At 62.6% G+C, this 15,672-nt stretch carries 18 protein-coding genes; 1 reads left to right on the forward strand and 17 read right to left on the reverse strand.

The features are described from left to right. Positions 1-3 precede the first annotated feature (3 nt). The 8 genes from A3AU_RS1000000140310 to A3AU_RS0112905 all read right to left on the reverse strand — a co-directional run bounded on the left by A3AU_RS1000000140310 (position 4) and on the right by A3AU_RS0112905 (position 6,580). On the reverse strand, positions 4-918 hold the full coding sequence (locus A3AU_RS1000000140310; RefSeq protein ID WP_245235468.1) for a sulfatase-like hydrolase/transferase: 915 nt from the start codon (positions 916-918) through the stop codon (positions 4-6). Then, positions 846-1,721 carry a hypothetical protein gene (locus A3AU_RS1000000140315; RefSeq protein WP_245235469.1) on the reverse strand — a complete coding sequence of 292 codons (876 nt, stop codon included), beginning with the start codon at positions 1,719-1,721 and terminating at the stop codon, positions 846-848. The genes A3AU_RS1000000140310 and A3AU_RS1000000140315 overlap by 73 nt, the downstream gene beginning before the upstream one ends. A gap of 291 nt (positions 1,722-2,012) precedes the next feature. Further along, positions 2,013-2,792, reverse strand: coding sequence for a succinate dehydrogenase iron-sulfur subunit (locus A3AU_RS0112880; RefSeq protein WP_027053204.1), 780 nt, complete (start codon positions 2,790-2,792; stop codon positions 2,013-2,015). Beyond that, positions 2,792-3,229 (reverse strand): DUF3052 family protein, encoded by a 438-nt coding sequence (locus A3AU_RS0112885; RefSeq protein WP_027053205.1) that lies wholly within the window; start codon positions 3,227-3,229, stop codon positions 2,792-2,794. The genes A3AU_RS0112880 and A3AU_RS0112885 overlap by 1 nt, the downstream gene beginning before the upstream one ends. 2 nt (positions 3,230-3,231) lie before the next feature. Next, positions 3,232-5,067, reverse strand: coding sequence for a succinate dehydrogenase flavoprotein subunit (gene sdhA, locus A3AU_RS0112890; RefSeq protein WP_027053206.1), 1,836 nt, complete (start codon positions 5,065-5,067; stop codon positions 3,232-3,234). A gap of 1 nt (position 5,068) precedes the next feature. Further along, the gene (gene sdhD / locus A3AU_RS0112895; protein WP_027053207.1) at positions 5,069-5,467 is read right to left on the reverse strand and encodes a succinate dehydrogenase, hydrophobic membrane anchor protein; all 399 of its coding nucleotides are present in this window, start codon (positions 5,465-5,467) and stop codon (positions 5,069-5,071) included. Positions 5,468-5,469: 2 nt separating this feature from the next. Beyond that, on the reverse strand, positions 5,470-5,889 hold the full coding sequence (gene sdhC / locus A3AU_RS0112900; RefSeq protein ID WP_027053208.1) for a succinate dehydrogenase, cytochrome b556 subunit: 420 nt from the start codon (positions 5,887-5,889) through the stop codon (positions 5,470-5,472). A 259-nt stretch (positions 5,890-6,148) separates the two neighbouring features. Further along, complete coding sequence (locus A3AU_RS0112905) at positions 6,149-6,580, reverse strand: hypothetical protein (protein ID WP_027053209.1); 432 nt, start codon at positions 6,578-6,580, stop codon at positions 6,149-6,151. 317 nt (positions 6,581-6,897) lie between these two features. Between A3AU_RS0112905 and A3AU_RS0112910 the strand changes: the two genes are divergently transcribed. After that, positions 6,898-7,260 carry a hypothetical protein gene (locus A3AU_RS0112910; protein WP_027053210.1) on the forward strand — a complete coding sequence of 121 codons (363 nt, stop codon included), beginning with the start codon at positions 6,898-6,900 and terminating at the stop codon, positions 7,258-7,260. A gap of 112 nt (positions 7,261-7,372) precedes the next feature. Here A3AU_RS0112910 and A3AU_RS0112915 read toward each other — a convergent pair whose 3' ends face one another. The 9 genes from A3AU_RS0112915 to A3AU_RS0112955 form a co-directional block, all read right to left on the reverse strand. Beyond that, complete coding sequence (locus tag A3AU_RS0112915; RefSeq protein ID WP_027053211.1) at positions 7,373-8,581, reverse strand: GGDEF domain-containing protein; 1,209 nt, start codon at positions 8,579-8,581, stop codon at positions 7,373-7,375. 74 nt (positions 8,582-8,655) lie between these two features. Then, positions 8,656-9,852, reverse strand: coding sequence for a GGDEF domain-containing protein (locus A3AU_RS0112920; RefSeq protein ID WP_027053212.1), 1,197 nt, complete (start codon positions 9,850-9,852; stop codon positions 8,656-8,658). Between the two features lie 164 nt (positions 9,853-10,016). Continuing rightward, a complete protein-coding gene (leuC, locus tag A3AU_RS0112925; RefSeq protein ID WP_027053213.1) occupies positions 10,017-11,426 on the reverse strand; it encodes a 3-isopropylmalate dehydratase large subunit in 1,410 nt (469 codons plus the stop codon). Positions 11,427-11,509: 83 nt separating this feature from the next. After that, a complete protein-coding gene (locus A3AU_RS1000000139825; RefSeq protein ID WP_167335235.1) occupies positions 11,510-11,719 on the reverse strand; it encodes a hypothetical protein in 210 nt (69 codons plus the stop codon). Continuing rightward, positions 11,716-12,351: a class I SAM-dependent DNA methyltransferase gene (locus A3AU_RS0112935; RefSeq protein WP_027053214.1), complete on the reverse strand. Its 636-nt coding sequence runs from the start codon at positions 12,349-12,351 to the stop codon at positions 11,716-11,718. Before A3AU_RS0112935 ends, A3AU_RS1000000139825 begins: the two co-directional genes overlap by 4 nt. Positions 12,352-12,405: 54 nt before the next feature. Beyond that, positions 12,406-13,218: an amino acid ABC transporter permease gene (locus A3AU_RS0112940; protein WP_027053215.1), complete on the reverse strand. Its 813-nt coding sequence runs from the start codon at positions 13,216-13,218 to the stop codon at positions 12,406-12,408. A 146-nt stretch (positions 13,219-13,364) separates the two neighbouring features. Continuing rightward, entirely contained in the window at positions 13,365-14,162 is a 798-nt protein-coding gene (locus A3AU_RS0112945) for a transporter substrate-binding domain-containing protein (RefSeq protein ID WP_027053216.1), read from the reverse strand. Between the two features lie 156 nt (positions 14,163-14,318). Then, a complete protein-coding gene (locus A3AU_RS0112950; RefSeq protein WP_027053217.1) occupies positions 14,319-14,849 on the reverse strand; it encodes a MarR family winged helix-turn-helix transcriptional regulator in 531 nt (176 codons plus the stop codon). Then, positions 14,846-15,259, reverse strand: a complete 414-nt coding sequence (locus tag A3AU_RS0112955; protein WP_027053218.1) for an organic hydroperoxide resistance protein — start codon at positions 15,257-15,259, stop codon at positions 14,846-14,848. Before A3AU_RS0112955 ends, A3AU_RS0112950 begins: the two co-directional genes overlap by 4 nt. Between the last annotated feature and the right edge of the window lie 413 nt (positions 15,260-15,672).

Below are 15,672 nucleotides of genomic sequence, written 5' to 3' on the forward strand. Positions count from 1 at the left end.
CATCTAATCCAACTCGACTTTGGCCGCCACGTCCGTCCGTGACGGTTTCAGCTTCCAGAACGATCTGACGAGCACATCTTCGGCATAGATCGCCTCGTCGAACCGGGCTTGTCCAAACACTTCCGCCAGCGTCGGGCGATCCCCGAGTAGCGAGACCCCGAAGGCAGCCTGATCGTTCGCCAGCGGCACGCCCAGCGCGTCAAGGATAGTGGGAAATATGTCAATCGTCCCCGAGAGCCCGGTATACGCTTTTGAGGGAATGCCGTCCCCCGACAGGGAGAAAAAATTACGTCGGTCGTACTTGTTCAGACGATCCGTCACAGTGCTCGGCGCGCTAAGGTGGTCGCTTTGCAACGCCAGAACTGTGTTTGCCATCAGACCTTCGGCCTCGGCTTCGTGGATGAAGTCCGCGATGAGCATGTTCGTGCATTTCACGGCATGGAGGATGTTGGGGGTCTGTCGGGGAAGTCCCGTCATGCCGATGCATTTGTCGGTCAGGTAGCCATCAATCGCATGACCGCCGCTGACGGCGATCGTCAGCGAGAACGGTCTGCCGTCTTGCTGCGCGCGCCTCAAAACGTCGAGGCTCATATCGAGTACCTGGGCGTCGTCGGCGCCGAATGAGCTGCCAGGCCCGCCGACGGCGGCCACCACCTCGGCTGCCCCCATAATCGACGAGTAGCCATGCGACGCATAGAATGCACCCTGACCGGTAAAGCCGAGCGGCCAACCCGAAATGAAGTTCTGCCGATAGCCTCGTGCCTTTAGAACGTCGCCCAGGCATGTCAGGCCTGGCAGGAATTGCGAATTCTCCTCCAGATATTGGCGCGTTGTGAAATAAGTCATCAGCAACGGCGTTCCGCAGTTCGCCGCCACCATCCCGGCCATGGAATTGTTGGTGTAGGCAAGTTGCACCATGTTCGTCGCCGAAAGGCCGCCCTTGTCGATTCGAGCAGCGGATCCATGACGTCGCCGAACTCCGCCTTGTCCATGTAAGTTCGCTCGGCGCTCTCGATGAAGATGTGAACGAGGTTCTTTGGCGCGCCCGCCACGGCCTCCGGTCTTGTTAACGCAGTGATGTCGACGAACCGTGTGGATAGAAAATCATGCAACGGGTTGGGATACATCGCTGCGGAGATCGGACGCGTGAGCATCGGGTTAGCCGCCAGGAAGAACGTCATCAAGGCGACATCCAATCCTCTGGTCAGCGTGCCGCGCGCCTTCAACGCGCCAAGGCCGACGAGGACGACCACAATGACCAGTATCGTGCCTCCGGTATGTAGCAGATACTCAAAGACGACAGCGGGCGTCAGGATGCCCGCATCGACATGCATGAACATCGCACCCCAGTCAAAATAGCCGAAGACATTTTCGAGATAGACATAGACGAGGAATAAAAGGCCGGGGAACAGCGAGAAATAGAGCCTGAACCGCCCGCTTTCCCGCCCATCCGCCTTCTTGTCCCGGAAGCCGTCAAGCAAGAGAAGCGCGATCAAAATGCCCAGGCCGAGAGCGGCAACAAACCTCTTTTCCTGCAAATGGATCAGTGACACCAGCCAGGTCAGCGACCCCACTGTTGTGGAGCTGATCAATAGCCCGGATACTGTGTAACGATTTATGATGACGCAGCGCATCACTTTGCTCTCAAGCGACAAACTCGAAAGTGGATATCGAGAATCACTTAAAGCTATACTAAAGAAATGCTGCACGATCTCGTGCATCAGGCAATCAATTACTTGCAGTACTGCTAATATAGGATCGTCGAAAAGGCCTCAGCCGGGGCGAATGGTATGTTTGAAACAGCGGTTAGGGCTCGGCGCGCCGGCAATTCACGAGCGGTCGACGCCCCACCCCAATCAGAGCAGACCAGGCAAGGCGACAGCGCCTCATGCTTCACCTTGGCGACTGGCGAAAGCCGCAATGACAGCCAAATCTCCTCCTTGTGGGGGAGATGTCCGGCAGGACAGAGAGGAGCGCGAAGGATCTCGGCCTGAGAATGTTAAGCGGCAGGCCTAGACCCGCCGCTCCACCATCATCTTCTTGATCTCGGCAATCGCCTTGGCCGGATTGAGGCCCTTGGGGCAGGTCTGCGCGCAGTTCATGATCGTGTGGCAGCGATAGAGCCGGAACGGATCTTCGAGATTGTCGAGCCGCTCGCCCTTGGCCTCGTCGCGGCTGTCGATCAGCCAGCGATAGGCCTGCAGCAGCGTCGCCGGGCCTAGATAGCGGTCGCCGTTCCACCAGTAGCTTGGACACGAGGTCGAGCAGCAGGCGCACAATATGCACTCATAGAGCCCATCGAGCTTCTCGCGGTCTTCATGGCTCTGCAACCATTCCTTGGCCGGCGTCGGCGAGACCGTCTGCAGCCAGGGCTGGATCGAGGCGTGCTGGGCATAGAAATTGGTGAGGTCGGGCACCAGGTCCTTGACCACCTGCATATGCGGCAGCGGATAGACTTTGACAGCGCCCGAAATGTCGTCGCAGCCCTTGGTGCAGGCCAGCGTATTGGAGCCGTCGATGTTCATGGCGCAGGAGCCGCAAATGCCTTCACGACAGGAGCGGCGCAAGGCCAGCGTCGGGTCGATCTTGTTCTTGATCCAGAGCAGCGCGTCGAGCACCATCGGCCCGCAATCGTCCATGTCGACGAAATAGGTGTCGATGCGCGGGTTCTCGTCATCGTCCGGCGACCAGCGGTAGATGCGGTATTCGCGCAAATTGGTGGCGCCTTCCGGCTTCGGCCAGGTCTTGCCCTGCTGGATCTTCGAGTTCTTGGGGAGCGTCAGTTCGACCATTACCTCAGGTCCTTTCGGATGACGAGCTTCAGCCCGGACCAGATTTCATTGATGGCGGCGACCTTGACGTCGACAAGGTCGCGCTTGAGCGCTGGCGCGCGCACGACACCTTCGGTGACATCGGTCGGAACTTTCGAGGCCATCTTCGGCCAGGACACCCAGACCATGCCGTCTCGCTTGATCGCCGCCTCGACATCGCCGAGGCGATCCTCGATCTCGGCGCGCTGCCTGGTGAAGGCGTGGACGGCATCGTATTTTTGATGGCTGCCCGAAATGCCGGACCAATCGGCCAGCCGGTCGACTTCGGCAAAGGCCACGGCCTCCGTCAGGTCGTCGAGCTCCGCCGGCAGCGCGATGAAGGCGGCGACCATGCCATCCTTCAGGCCAAACTTGGCCGGAAGGGGCGTGCCGGAATATCCCGTCGCCGCCATGGCCATCGTCAGTACACCCTGGCCTTCGGCGCGATCTTGGCGAGACTGATGCCGCCGTCCTTTTCGGCCAGCAGTGGCTCGGTGTGCACGGGCCGGTAAGAGAGCGTCACCTTGCCGTCTTCGCTCAGCCGCGCCAGCGTGTGCTTGCGCCAGTTGGTGTCGTCGCGCGCCGAAAAATCCTCGCGCGCATGGGCCCCCCGGCTCTCCTTGCGAGCCTCGGCGCCGTAGACCGTGGTGATGGCGTTGGCCATCAGGTTTTCCAGCTCCAGGGTTTCGACCAGGTCGGAATTCCAGATCATCGATCGGTCGGAGACTTTTAGATCCTTGAGTTCGCCCCAGAGTTCCGAAATGCGCTTGCAGCCGTTCTCGAGCGATTCCTGTGTGCGGAACACGGCGGCGTCTTCCTGCATCGCCTTCTGCATCTTTTCGCGCAAGCTGGCCGTCGGCGTCGAGCCATTGGCGTGGCGCAGCCGGTCGAAGCGGTCCATGATCTTTTCCACCGAGGCCTCGTTGGGCGAAGGGATCGGCTCCTTGCGGTCGATGACCTGGCCGGCGCGGATCGCCGCCGCGCGGCCGAACACCACCAGGTCGATCAGCGAGTTCGAGCCAAGTCGGTTGGCGCCGTGCACCGAGGCGCAGCCAGCCTCGCCGACCGCCATCAGGCCGGGCGACACCTTGTCCGGGTTTTCCGCCGTCGGGTTCAGCACCTCGCCCCAGTAATTGGTCGGTACGCCGCCCATATTGTAATGCACGGTCGGCAGCACCGGGATCGGCTCCTTGGTCAGGTCGACGCCGGCGAAGATCTTGGCCGATTCCGAAATGCCGGGCAGCCGCTCATGCAGCACCGCCGGGTCGAGATGGTCGAGATGCAGGAAGATGTGGTCCTTCTTCTTGCCGACGCCGCGGCCTTCCCGGATCTCCAGCGTCATGCAGCGCGAAACGACATCGCGCGAGGCAAGGTCCTTGGCCGACGGCGCGTAGCGCTCCATGAAGCGCTCGCCTTCGGAATTGACGAGATAGCCGCCCTCGCCGCGCGCGCCTTCGGTGATCAGGCAGCCGGCGCCGTAGATGCCGGTCGGGTGGAACTGCACGAATTCCATGTCCTGCAGCGGGAACCCTGCCCGCGCCGCCATGCCGCCGCCGTCGCCGGTGCAGGTGTGCGCGGACGTCGCCGAGAAATAGGCGCGGCCATAGCCGCCCGTCGCCAGCACCACCATCTTGGCCGAGAAGCGGTGGATGGTGCCGTCGTCGAGGTTCCAGGCGACGACGCCGGTGCAGGTGCCGTCCGGCTCCATGATCAGGTCGAGCGCGAAATACTCGATGAAGAACTGGGCGTTGTTCTTCAGCGACTGGCCATAGAGCGTGTGCAGGATGGCGTGGCCGGTGCGGTCGGCGGCGGCGCAGGTGCGCTGCACCGGCGGGCCATCGCCATAGTTCATCATGTGGCCGCCGAACGGCCGCTGGTAGATCTTGCCCTCTTCGGTGCGCGAGAACGGCACGCCGTAATGCTCGAGTTCGTAGACCGCGGCCGGCGCCTCGCGCACCAGATACTCCATGGCGTCGACATCGCCCAGCCAGTCCGAGCCCTTGACGGTATCGTACATATGCCACTGCCAGGAATCCGGGCCCATATTGGACAGCGAGGCGGCGATGCCGCCTTGCGCGGCCACCGTGTGCGAGCGGGTCGGGAACACCTTGGTGATGCACGCGGTGCGCAGGCCCTGTTCGGCCATGCCGAGGGTAGCGCGCAGGCCGGCACCGCCGGCGCCGACGACGACCACGTCGAACTTGTGGTCGACAAAATTATAGCCTGCCGTGTTGGCTGATTTCGCGTCCTTGGCCAACTCAGCCTCCGAATGCCAGCTTGAGCAGGGCGAAGATCGAGGCGACGCCGACCGCTACCGTGAAAAATGTGTTGAGCGCGATGAGCGCCAGCTTCATGCCTTCGCCATGCACGTAGTCCTCGATGATCACCTGCATGCCGAGCCGCATATGGTAGAGCCCCGAGACCAGCACCAGGGTCATCACCAGCGCCACGAACGGATTGGCAAGCGCTGCCCGAACCTCGGTATAGCCAGCGCCGTTGAGCGCGATCAGGAAACCGACGAAGAATAGCGTCAGCGGAATGTTGGCGAGCGCCGTCAGCCGCTGGCGCCAGAAATGCTGCGTGCCCTCCCGGGCCGAGCCGAGGCCGCGGACCCTCGCCAGCGGCGTGCGCATGTCGGTGTTGTTCTTGCCGCTCATGATCAGTGTCCCCGCGCCATATAGCCGGCGATCCAGATCAGCAGTGTGAGCAGGATCGAGCCGGCCAGCGTCGCCCAGGCGATCTTCGAGGCTGTGTGCTTTTCGAGGCCGGCGCCCGTATCCCAGACCAGGTGGCGCACGCCACCCAGCATGTGGTGCATCAATGCCCAGGTGTAACCGAACAGGATGAGCCGGCCGAGCCAGGTGCCGAAAGCCCAGTTGACCCAATCGAAAGCGCCTTGCGAGCTTGCCGCCGCCATCAGCCAGACCGCGACCAGCAGCGTACCGAAATACAGCGCTCCGCCAGTGATGCGATGGATGATCGACATCGTCATGGTGATCGGCGGCCGGTAGATCGTCAGGTGCGGCGAGAGCGGCCGTTCACGTCCGGCGAATTCGCGGGTGGCTGGTGATTTGCTCATGGCTCCCCCAGGTTCGGCGTCTCTGGCGCCGCGGGTGGAAATGCGGCATCGCCGCTTCCGGTTGCGACTTCGGACAGCCGGTTTCTAATGCTCTTTTTGCACCGCGTCAAAGCCAGAAAACCGTTTCGAAAACGTAATTTAGTCTGACTAAAAGGCGGGGCGGGCCTTCAATCGATTAGGGGTGGAGGACCCAAAGCCGGCTCGATATCGCTGCAGTGCAGCATGTCTGGTCCACAGCCCGGTTGTGGCGGGTTTCGCGCTATCGCTTGCAGGTGCGCGGCGTCGAGCCCCTCTTCATCACCAGCGCCTCACGCCCGTCGATCACGATTGCGTTATGCGTGGCTGCCTCCTGATAGCGGCTGGACTGGTTGGCGGGCGATGCCACAAACTCTTCGGTCGCGCCATCCGGCTCGATCACCCGCAACGACGAGCCGAGATTCTGAATGGTAATCGCGCTGCCGTTGCCGCATCCATAAGTTGCCGTTCCCACGGCCGATCGCGGCGCGGTGAGATCTGTGATGATCTTGTTGGTCGCCGGTGCCGGGGGCGCCGCCGCGGCTGCGATGGACTGCTGAGCCGGCGCCGACGGGGCGGTGTTGGCCACCTTCGGCGTGCCATCCTGCGGCACGCAGGCAGCAACGGTAACGAGCAACGGAAAAACGGACACAAAAGCCGTCCGGCGTAACGCCATATGCTGTCCTCCCCCACGGCAACTAGCCACGATGACGCGCCAAGATCAAGATTGCTGCGGCGTTACCCTTGGATCCGTTCGATGCCGGCCGCGATGGTGCGGCCAAGCATGGCCGAATGATGGCCAACGGGGTTTTCCCTCCAATCGGAAATTAACCATGTTTGACGAGACATCGCCGCGCTGGCGGGCCAGCCTCTTAACAAAGGTTAAGAAAAGGTTAATTTCTGATTCGAGGAGGCGTGCATGCCGCCCGGAGCCGCGCCAGCGGTTTCAGTCGACGACATGCATTCCGTCAGACCTCTAACCTGGAGGACGCCATGCGTTCCAAGTCGAGCAATTCGCGCCTGGCGGCGCTGGCACTGACCGCACTGGCCACGGGGTTCGCCGCCCCGGCGTTGGCCGACGGGCGCCATCAGGATCGCGTCTACGCCGATTCCTTCGGCAATCTCGTCATCGACAGTGCCGCCGGCTACAAGCGTATCATCGTCGGCGAAGGCAAGTTGGCCAAGCAACTGTCCGACTACACCAGCGCCGGCCAGCCCAAGGTGATCTACCAGAACGAGGCCGACGAGGTCTCGGGTTACAGCGATTGCTACCGCCCGCCGGTCTTCGTCAAAGGCCGCAGCTACATGTACGGGCTGTCCGACGGCGAAATGCCCGAACTCAGCCCCTGCCGCTAGAGCAATTCCAGGAAAAGTGTGTAACGGTTTTCCCGGGAGAAGCGCATGGCGCTTCCCCTTAGGAATTGCTTAAAAACAAAGAGTTAGATCAGGATGACGATCCAACCAAACGTCATCCTGATCTGAAGTTGACGGCGATCGCGTTGGACGGCCATTCGCCTCCCGGCCCGGCTGAGATACGCACGCAGTCGCGCCCGGCATTCTTCGCCAGATAAAGCGCCTCGTCCGCGCGCCGCATGAGATCGGCACTGGTTTCACTGGGATGAAGTTCGGCAACCCCGAAGCTCGCGGTGCAGCGATTGTCAGCCGGCAGTCCATCGATGGGCAACGCGCCGAAGGCGCTGCGCGTGCCTTCCGCGAACAGCCGGGCGGCGGCCAGATTGGTTCCCGGCAGAATGATGGCGAATTCCTCGCCGCCGATACGGCCCGCGACATGCCCGGTGGCGGCCCCTCGCAGGAAACCGGCAAAGGTCTCGATCACCCGGTCGCCGGAGGCGTGGCCGAAATTGTCGTTGATGCTTTTGAAATGATCGAGATCGGCGATGACCAGCGTGACCGGCGCGCCTTGCCGCAAGGCGCCAAGCACTGCCTGCTCGACCTCGCGCGTGAAGGCACCGCGATTGAGCAGTCCCGAGAGTGTATCGATCTCCGACTTCGAGGTCACTTCGGCCAACACCTCACGCACCAGGATGGCCAGCACCAGCAACGCCACGGCCAGGGCAAAGACAGTGCCGAGCGATTGCGACACCAGCGCGTAGTTGCTTTGCAGATAGGCTTGCGGATTGGCGCCCCAGCCGCCGAGCGCATGCGCGATGAACGGCTTGGAGGCGAATTGCACGCCGCTGGCGGCCAGCACCGCCATCAAGATGCGATCGAGCCGGCCACGCTTTTGCCTGGACGACCAGACGATGGCCAATCCGACGAATTGCATGATGGCATAGGGAAGCTGGTAGGCCATCATGCGGGCCAGTGACTGCCGCGGCAGGTCCTGTACGAAATAGACGGTGGTGGTGGCGGCGACCAAAAAGAGCAGCATCGGCGGCCATGGCGGCGCGACGCCGTATTTGCGGGCCAGTCCGGCATTGAAGGCCATGGTGGCGACTAGAAAGACCGCGAAGGCGGTAACCACCGGGATCCGGGCATCGGTGAAGACGGGAATGCTGAATTCGATCGCCGAATAGGCCATGCCCAGGACATAGCCTGACGCAAACCAGCGCGCCGGTGCGCGACCGACATCATGGAACGCGACCGCCAGGAAGGATGCCGTCAGCAGGCCGGCAACCGACAGGTTGATCAACAGGATGAAGTTGGCTCCGCTCATCTCTTTCCACGACCTACGCCCGAGCTAAACATCGACGGGCGAAAAAGACGTTAACGTGAGTTTGGATACACGCCTCAGCCGGCCCAGGACGGCTCCGGCACGAACAGTGTTTCCGGCCGTTCGTAGGAGAGGCGCACGCTGTCGCGGCCATTTTTCTTGGCTTTGTAAAGCGCCTCGTCCGCACGGCGCATCAAGGGCTGCAAGGCCTCCTCGCCACTGCGGGCCGCCACGCCGAAACTGGCGGTGACCTTGGTGCCGGGGGGAAGCCCGTCGACACCGCCGGCCGAGTAGAGCGTGCGCACCGCCTCGGCGAACAGCCGTGCGGCGGCGAGATCGGTAAGGGGCAGGACGACCGCGAACTCCTCGCCGCCGATTCGTCCGGCAGCCCCGCGCGCGCCGGCCGCCGTGCGCAGCTTGGCGGCGAAATCGGCGATCACCCGGTCGCCCGCGGCGTGCCCATGCACATCGTTGAGCGCCTTGAAGTGGTCGAGGTCGGCCAGAACCAGCGCCACAGGAAACTTCGCTGCCGCGCAACGCTGCAACAGGAACTCCGCCCGCTCCTCGAAGCCGCGCCGGTTGAGCAGGCCCGATAGCGGATCGGTATAGGTCTCGGCCTTCAAGGCCTTCATCACGTCGAGCGCGGCGGCGGTGAACAGGCAAAGCGCGATCAGCAGCGACAGCAGAGCATGCGACAGCAGCGCCGTCGTCCAGTAGGACGAGCCGTAGAACCCGTCATAGCTGGTGAATGGCCCATGCGCGATAACGACGATCAAAGTGCGCACGAAGAAATTCAGGCCCGACAGCAGCGACAGCACGAACAGGATTTTCTCGGTCGGGCCGTTGTTGCGTACCGGCCGCAACTCGGCGGCAACCAGGAGGCTGATCCCGCCAAAGCCGAAATTCATTGCCAGAACGCGCCAGGTGAGATCCGGCGCGACGAACAGGAACCAGCAGAACGACGCCAGGCCACCGCCAGCCAGCACGCCGATCCCGACATAGGGCACCTTGCGGCCATAGCGGGCGACGATGGCGCCCGACAGGCAGCAGCCGGCGAAGGTGAAGCAGATGTTGGAGACCAGCTTGGTCAGCGACATGCCGATAGGCAAGGTGAAATACTGCAGTAGAAATCCCAGGGCCGAAACACTGTAGCTGAACCCCAGCACGGCCAGATAGGGGCGGTGGCGCTGATAGGTCCATAGCACGAGGAAGGCCGCGCCGAGTGCCAGCGCGATCGTTGGATTGAGCAGCGCTATATACAGACCGGTGTCCAAAGGACGATGACTTCCCCTCACTGACGTCGGGGAAGACTTTAGACCGCAAGCGCAAACAAGCAGTTAAGCGCGGGCAAATATGCGGCCCGCACGAATGAAAAAGACCCCGGAACCGCAAGGCGATCCGGGGTCTGGCAAGTCACCAAAACGTGTGGACGGGACGTTTATTTCCAGTCGCGGATGTCGACGAAGTGGCCGGCGATCGCCGCCGCTGCCGCCATCGCCGGCGACACCAGATGGGTGCGGCCCTTGAAGCCTTGCCGGCCCTCGAAATTGCGGTTCGAGGTCGAGGCGCAGCGTTCATGCGGCTTCAGCCGGTCGTCGTTCATGGCCAGGCACATCGAGCAGCCCGGCTCGCGCCAGTCGAAACCCGCGGCGCGGAAGATCTTGTCGAGGCCCTCGGCTTCCGCCTGTTCCTTGACCAGGCCCGAGCCCGGCACGATCATCGCATCGACATGCGCACTGACCGTCTTGCCTTCGACCACCTTGGCCACGGCGCGCAGATCCTCGATGCGGCCATTGGTGCAGGAGCCGATGAAGACGCGGTCGAGCGTGATGTCGGTGATCTTCGTTCCCGGCGTCAGGCCCATATAGTCGAGCGCGCGCTGCTTGGAAGTGCGCTTGTTCTCGTCTGATATATCGTCCGGGTTCGGCACGATGCCTTGCACGGAGACGACATCCTCGGGCGAGGAGCCCCAGGAGACGATCGGCGGCAGTTTCGCTGCGTCGAGCACGATCACCTTGTCGAAATGCGCGCCTTCATCGGACTGCAGCGTCTTCCAGTAGGCGAGCGCCGCATCCCAGGCCGCGCCCTTGGGCGCGCGCGGCTTGTCCTTGACATAGGCGAAGGTGGTTTCGTCGGCCGCGATCAGGCCGGCGCGGGCACCACCCTCGATCGACATGTTGCAGATCGTCATGCGGCCTTCCATCGACAGCGAGCGGATCGCCTCGCCGGCATATTCGATGACGTAGCCGGTGCCGCCGGCCGTGCCGATCTCGCCGATGATGGCGAGGATGATGTCCTTGGCGGTGACGCCTTCCGGCAGCTGGCCGTCGACGCGCACCAGCATGTTCTTGGCCTTGCGCTGGATCAGCGTCTGCGTCGCCAGCACATGCTCGACCTCGGATGTGCCGATGCCGTGCGCCAGCGCGCCGAACGCGCCATGCGTCGAGGTGTGGCTGTCACCGCAGACGATGGTCATGCCGGGCAAGGTGAAGCCCTGCTCGGGGCCGATGATGTGGACGATGCCCTGGCGGATATCGTTCTCGGAATAGTATTCGACGCCGAAATCCTTGGCGTTCTTGGCCAGCGCCTCGACCTGGATGCGGCTCTCCTCGTTCTTGATGCCGAACTTGCGCTCGGGCGAGGTCGAGACATTGTGATCGACCACGGCCAGCGTCTTCTCCGGATGACGGACTTTGCGGCCGCTCATGCGCAGGCCTTCGAAGGCCTGCGGGCTGGTCACTTCATGGACGAGGTGGCGGTCGATATAGAGCAGGCAGGTGCCGTCGTCCTGACGGTCGACGACGTGGTCGTCGAAAATCTTGTCGTAGAGGGTGCGCGGTGCGCTCATGTGCGTGAATCCGTCGATATGAGAATGGGAAAGAGCAGATGCCGGCAAGCCTTGGCCCGGCGCAATGACCTGGACAGGTCGGCCTAGCTAAGTCGGCTGGTCAAAGCGCCGCTGACGCGCGCGGAAAAGCGCGACGGCAGGCGTTTCCTGTCCTGCAGCACGAACCCTTTGTAGGCCGGATCGCCAAAAAGCTCTTCCATGGCGGGGTAGATAGCAATGTTTTGGCTTTTCGGCAATTGCGGCGTGGCGCGACTCCTCCTTGTATCAGAAGGGAAGAAGAAGGCAGCGCTCACATCACCTCGAACACAAACGTCTTCACCAGCACGTCCGGTTCGGCGATGGCATAGCAGCGGAACCATGAGCTTTGTTCGACCGGTCGCCATTTCCTCGTCCGCGTCAGTTCGTCGAACACCGCCTGAAAGCCGCCGCTTTCAAACACCTGGTCGCGCACGGTGAAGATGGCGTGGCCGCCCTTCTGCGTGATGCGCACCAGTTCGTGCAGGCTTGAGGCCGGCGCGTGGCTGATAGTGAAGACGCCTGTCGAGAAGAAGGTGCGGAAATGCCCGTCCGCCCAGGGAAGCGGTCCGCCGAGCATCGCCTGTTTCAGCTCGCTATAGGCGTTGCGGCTGCCGGCGATCTTCAGCATGTCGTCCGACAGGTCTAGGCCGGCAATGTCGCCATAGCCGAGCGCTTTCAGCGACGGTCCCGACAGGCCGGTGCCGCAGCCGGCGTCGAGCAGCGGCCCCTCGCCGACCGGCACATGGCGCGCCACCCAGGCGGTGATCAGGAACGGCAGCAAATAACCGAGCGAAGCTGTTTCGCTGTCATAGGTCGCGGCCCATGCGGCATAGGCCTGCGCCAGCGTTTCCGGCGTGTCGGCGCCGTAGACGGAATCGAGCGCCGCATTGGCCTTGTCGACGATCATGAGACCTCCTCAACGAGATATGCCGGGGATCGTAGCGCCGTCTTCGCCGGAAAACTATTCCTCATGCTGGTTCCGCAGCCGCCGTTCCAGCGCCCGCAGCGCCAGCGACAGGCCGACGGTCAGGATGAGATAGATATAGGCCACGATCGAATAGGTCTCGAAGAAGCGGAACGAGCCGGCGGCATAGACCTTGCCCATCTGGGTGATGTCGGCGACGCCGAGCACCGAGACCAGCGAGGAATCCTTGACCAAAGCGACGAAATCATTGCCGAGCGGCGGCAATATGGTGCGGATCGCCTGCGGAAAGACGATCAGCCGGAAGCGTTGCGAGCGGCTCAGCCCAAGCGCCTTGGCCGCCTCGATCTGGCCTTTCTCGACTGACTGGATGCCGGCGCGAAAGACCTCGGAGATGAAGGCGGAGTAGCCGATGGTCAGCGCCATGATGGCGCGCCACAACAGCGACACGTCGCGCACCAGCAATTCGCCGAGATAGCCCGCGCCCTGCAGCGGCGCGGTCAGCGTGTTCCATGCCGCGACCAGGGCTGGCGCGCCGGCAAACGCGATCCAGAACAACAGCACCAGGATCGGCACGCCGCGGATGATCTCGACATAGAAGCGGGCGACCTGGCGCAGCCAGGGCGAGCCGGACAGCCCCATCAGCGCGATGCCGAGACCGATGATCGACGCCAGCGCGAACGCCACCGCGGTGACGAAGACGGTGATGCCGATGCCCTTGGCAACGGTGGCGAAGACCTGGGCATAGAGATCGCTGGCGGCGATGAACAAGGCCGCGGCCAAAGCCAGGACGGCAGCGACGGCGAGCCACCAGGGGAACTCAGTTTTGGTGGAAGTCGGTCCAGCGGACATCAGAAGATGCCGTGGGTGCGGAAATCCCGGAAGGGCTGCGCCAAGGCGCCTCCCTCTGGCTTGCCGGACCCGGCAGGACACAGGGGGGCGCTCAGGCGCAAACTCGGCGCGAGGTTCTGCACAGCCACTGTCGTCGACAAATGGGACTACTGACCCATCTTGTAGTCAAGGAACCACTTCTTGTTCAGCGTCTCCAGGGTGCCGTCCGCCTTCAGTGCCGCGATCGCGGCGTTGACCGGCTTCACCAGATCGGATCCCTTCGGGAAGATGAAGCCGAAGTCCTCGGTGCCGAGCGGGCCGCCGATCAGCTTCAGCTTGCCTTCAGAGGCATCGACATAGCCTTTGCCGGCGGTGCCGTCGGTCAAAACGACATCGACGTCGCCTGACTTCAGCGCCTGCACCGTGGCGCCGAAGGTCTCGAACAGTTTGATGCGGGGGTTCTGCTCGTTGCCGTCGAGCACGCTGTAGACGGCGGTGTAGAAGGGCGTGGTGCCCGGCTGCGCGCCGATCAGCCCGTCCTTGAAGGCACCGAAGGTCTTGGCGTCGGTGAAGCGGCTTTCGTCGCCGCGAACCAGCATGAACTGTTCCGAGCGCATGTAGGGGTCGGAGAAATCGACCTTCTCCTTGCGGTCGTCCTTGATGGTGATGCCGGTCATGCCGATGTTGTACTGGTTGTCGGAAACCGCCTGGATCATCGCGTCCCAGGAGGTGTTCTGGTACTCGACCTTGAAATTCAGCCGCTTGGCGATCTCGTTCATCGCGTCATACTCCCAGCCGATCTGTTTTCCGGTCTTGGGGTCGATGAACTGCAGCGGCGGATAGGCGTTTTCGGTCACCACCACCACCTTTTTGCCGCCGAGGTCGGGCAGCGCCTGCGCGAAGGCGGCAACGGGCGCAAGCATAAGGGCAAGCAGGCCGGCCAGCAGCAGTTTCGACTTGGTCATGACACACTCCGAAAATTGAAAGCGCCCGGATGGGCTTACAGGAAATCCGGCGACGACTTTAGCTTTCCGCAAACGGCACGCAAGACGGTCCGCCGCGTCAGCGCGCTCGAAATGGGATTCGCATGCCCTGTATTCAGTGATTTCGGGATGATCTGGTTATCTCGAACCGGAAACCGGCGCTTCCGCATCCGCCGACGCGTCTTGCGCGACGGCATTGCGCAAGCCGGCAACGAGATGGGTGAGCGTTGCGTGCAGCGCTTTCGCTTCGGCAGGCTGCAGCGGCACGCTGCAGGCGAGGGCCAGGGACACATCCTTCATGCGCCCGCGCAGCGCCTGGCCCTTCGCCGTCGGCTCGACCAGCACCCGGCGCTCATCGGCGGCATCGCGGCGGCGGGTGACGAGGCCGCCCGCCTCCATCCGCTTGAGCAACGGCGTCAGCGTCGCGGAATCCAGGCCGAGCGCCTCGCCAAGCGCGCCCACCGTGCTCGGCGCATGCTCCCATAGGGCCAGCATGGCCAGATATTGCGGGTAGGTCAGGCCGAGCGGATCGAGCAACGGCCGATAGAGCTTCGTCATCAGCCCGCTCGCCGAATAGAGCGCGAAGCAAAGCTGCTGGTCGAGCCGCGGCACCGTCCCGGCGGCCTCCGCCGGGACGTCGTTGGCGCTGTCTGTGGTCCTTCCCGTCATGCCGCCTTTACCGAAAGCGCTACCTCGACATTGCCCCTGATGGCGTTCGAATAGGGGCATATCTCGTGTGCCTCCGATACAAGCGCTTCCGCCGCCGCCTGATCAAGGCCTTTCGTCTCCGCCGCCAGCGCGACGCCAAGCTTGAAACCCTCGCCGTGGGGAAGCAGGCTGACGGTCGAGGTTACCCCCGCATCGGTCAGCGGCAGCTTCTGTTTGCGCGCGACGAAGCGGATGGCGCTTTCGAAGCAGGCGGCGTAGCCGATGGCGAAAAGCTGCTCGGGATTGGTGGCGCCGCCCGGCCCACCAAGCTCCTTGGGCATCGCCAGATCGACCTTGAGCAGGCCGTCGCTGGTCTCGCCATGGCCGGCGCGGCCGCCGGTGACGTGAGCCTGTGTGGTGTAGAGTGCCATATCAAATCTCCAATTACATTGTGCACGATTATTTAGTACACAAGATAATATGTCGTCAAGGCACCAATTGCTGCATATTCACCGATGCTCGAATGATGGCAGGCCCCCGACTTCGTCATTCTAGGGTGAAGCAGTCGCGAAGCGACGTCGCGGAAACCCTAGAATCCTGTGTGTTGTTCCCATGCTATGATTGAAGTGGGAAGGAGACCGAGAGGATCCTGGTCGTCTTTTTGAGGACAGGCCGCGGCATGGCTCGGTCCCTTCCCACCGGTGAACCATCAACCTGAACAGTTGCACGGGGCTGTTCCAAGCAGACCCCGCACCACAGGAAGAGGCGTGGACATGATAATGCAGAACTATGTCGGCTGCGATATCTCAAAGCAGTGGCTCGATTTTTTTGATGAGACAAGCAG

The organism is Mesorhizobium erdmanii USDA 3471 (assembly GCF_000472705.1).
In the GTDB taxonomy this organism is placed as follows: domain Bacteria; phylum Pseudomonadota; class Alphaproteobacteria; order Rhizobiales; family Rhizobiaceae; genus Mesorhizobium; species Mesorhizobium erdmanii.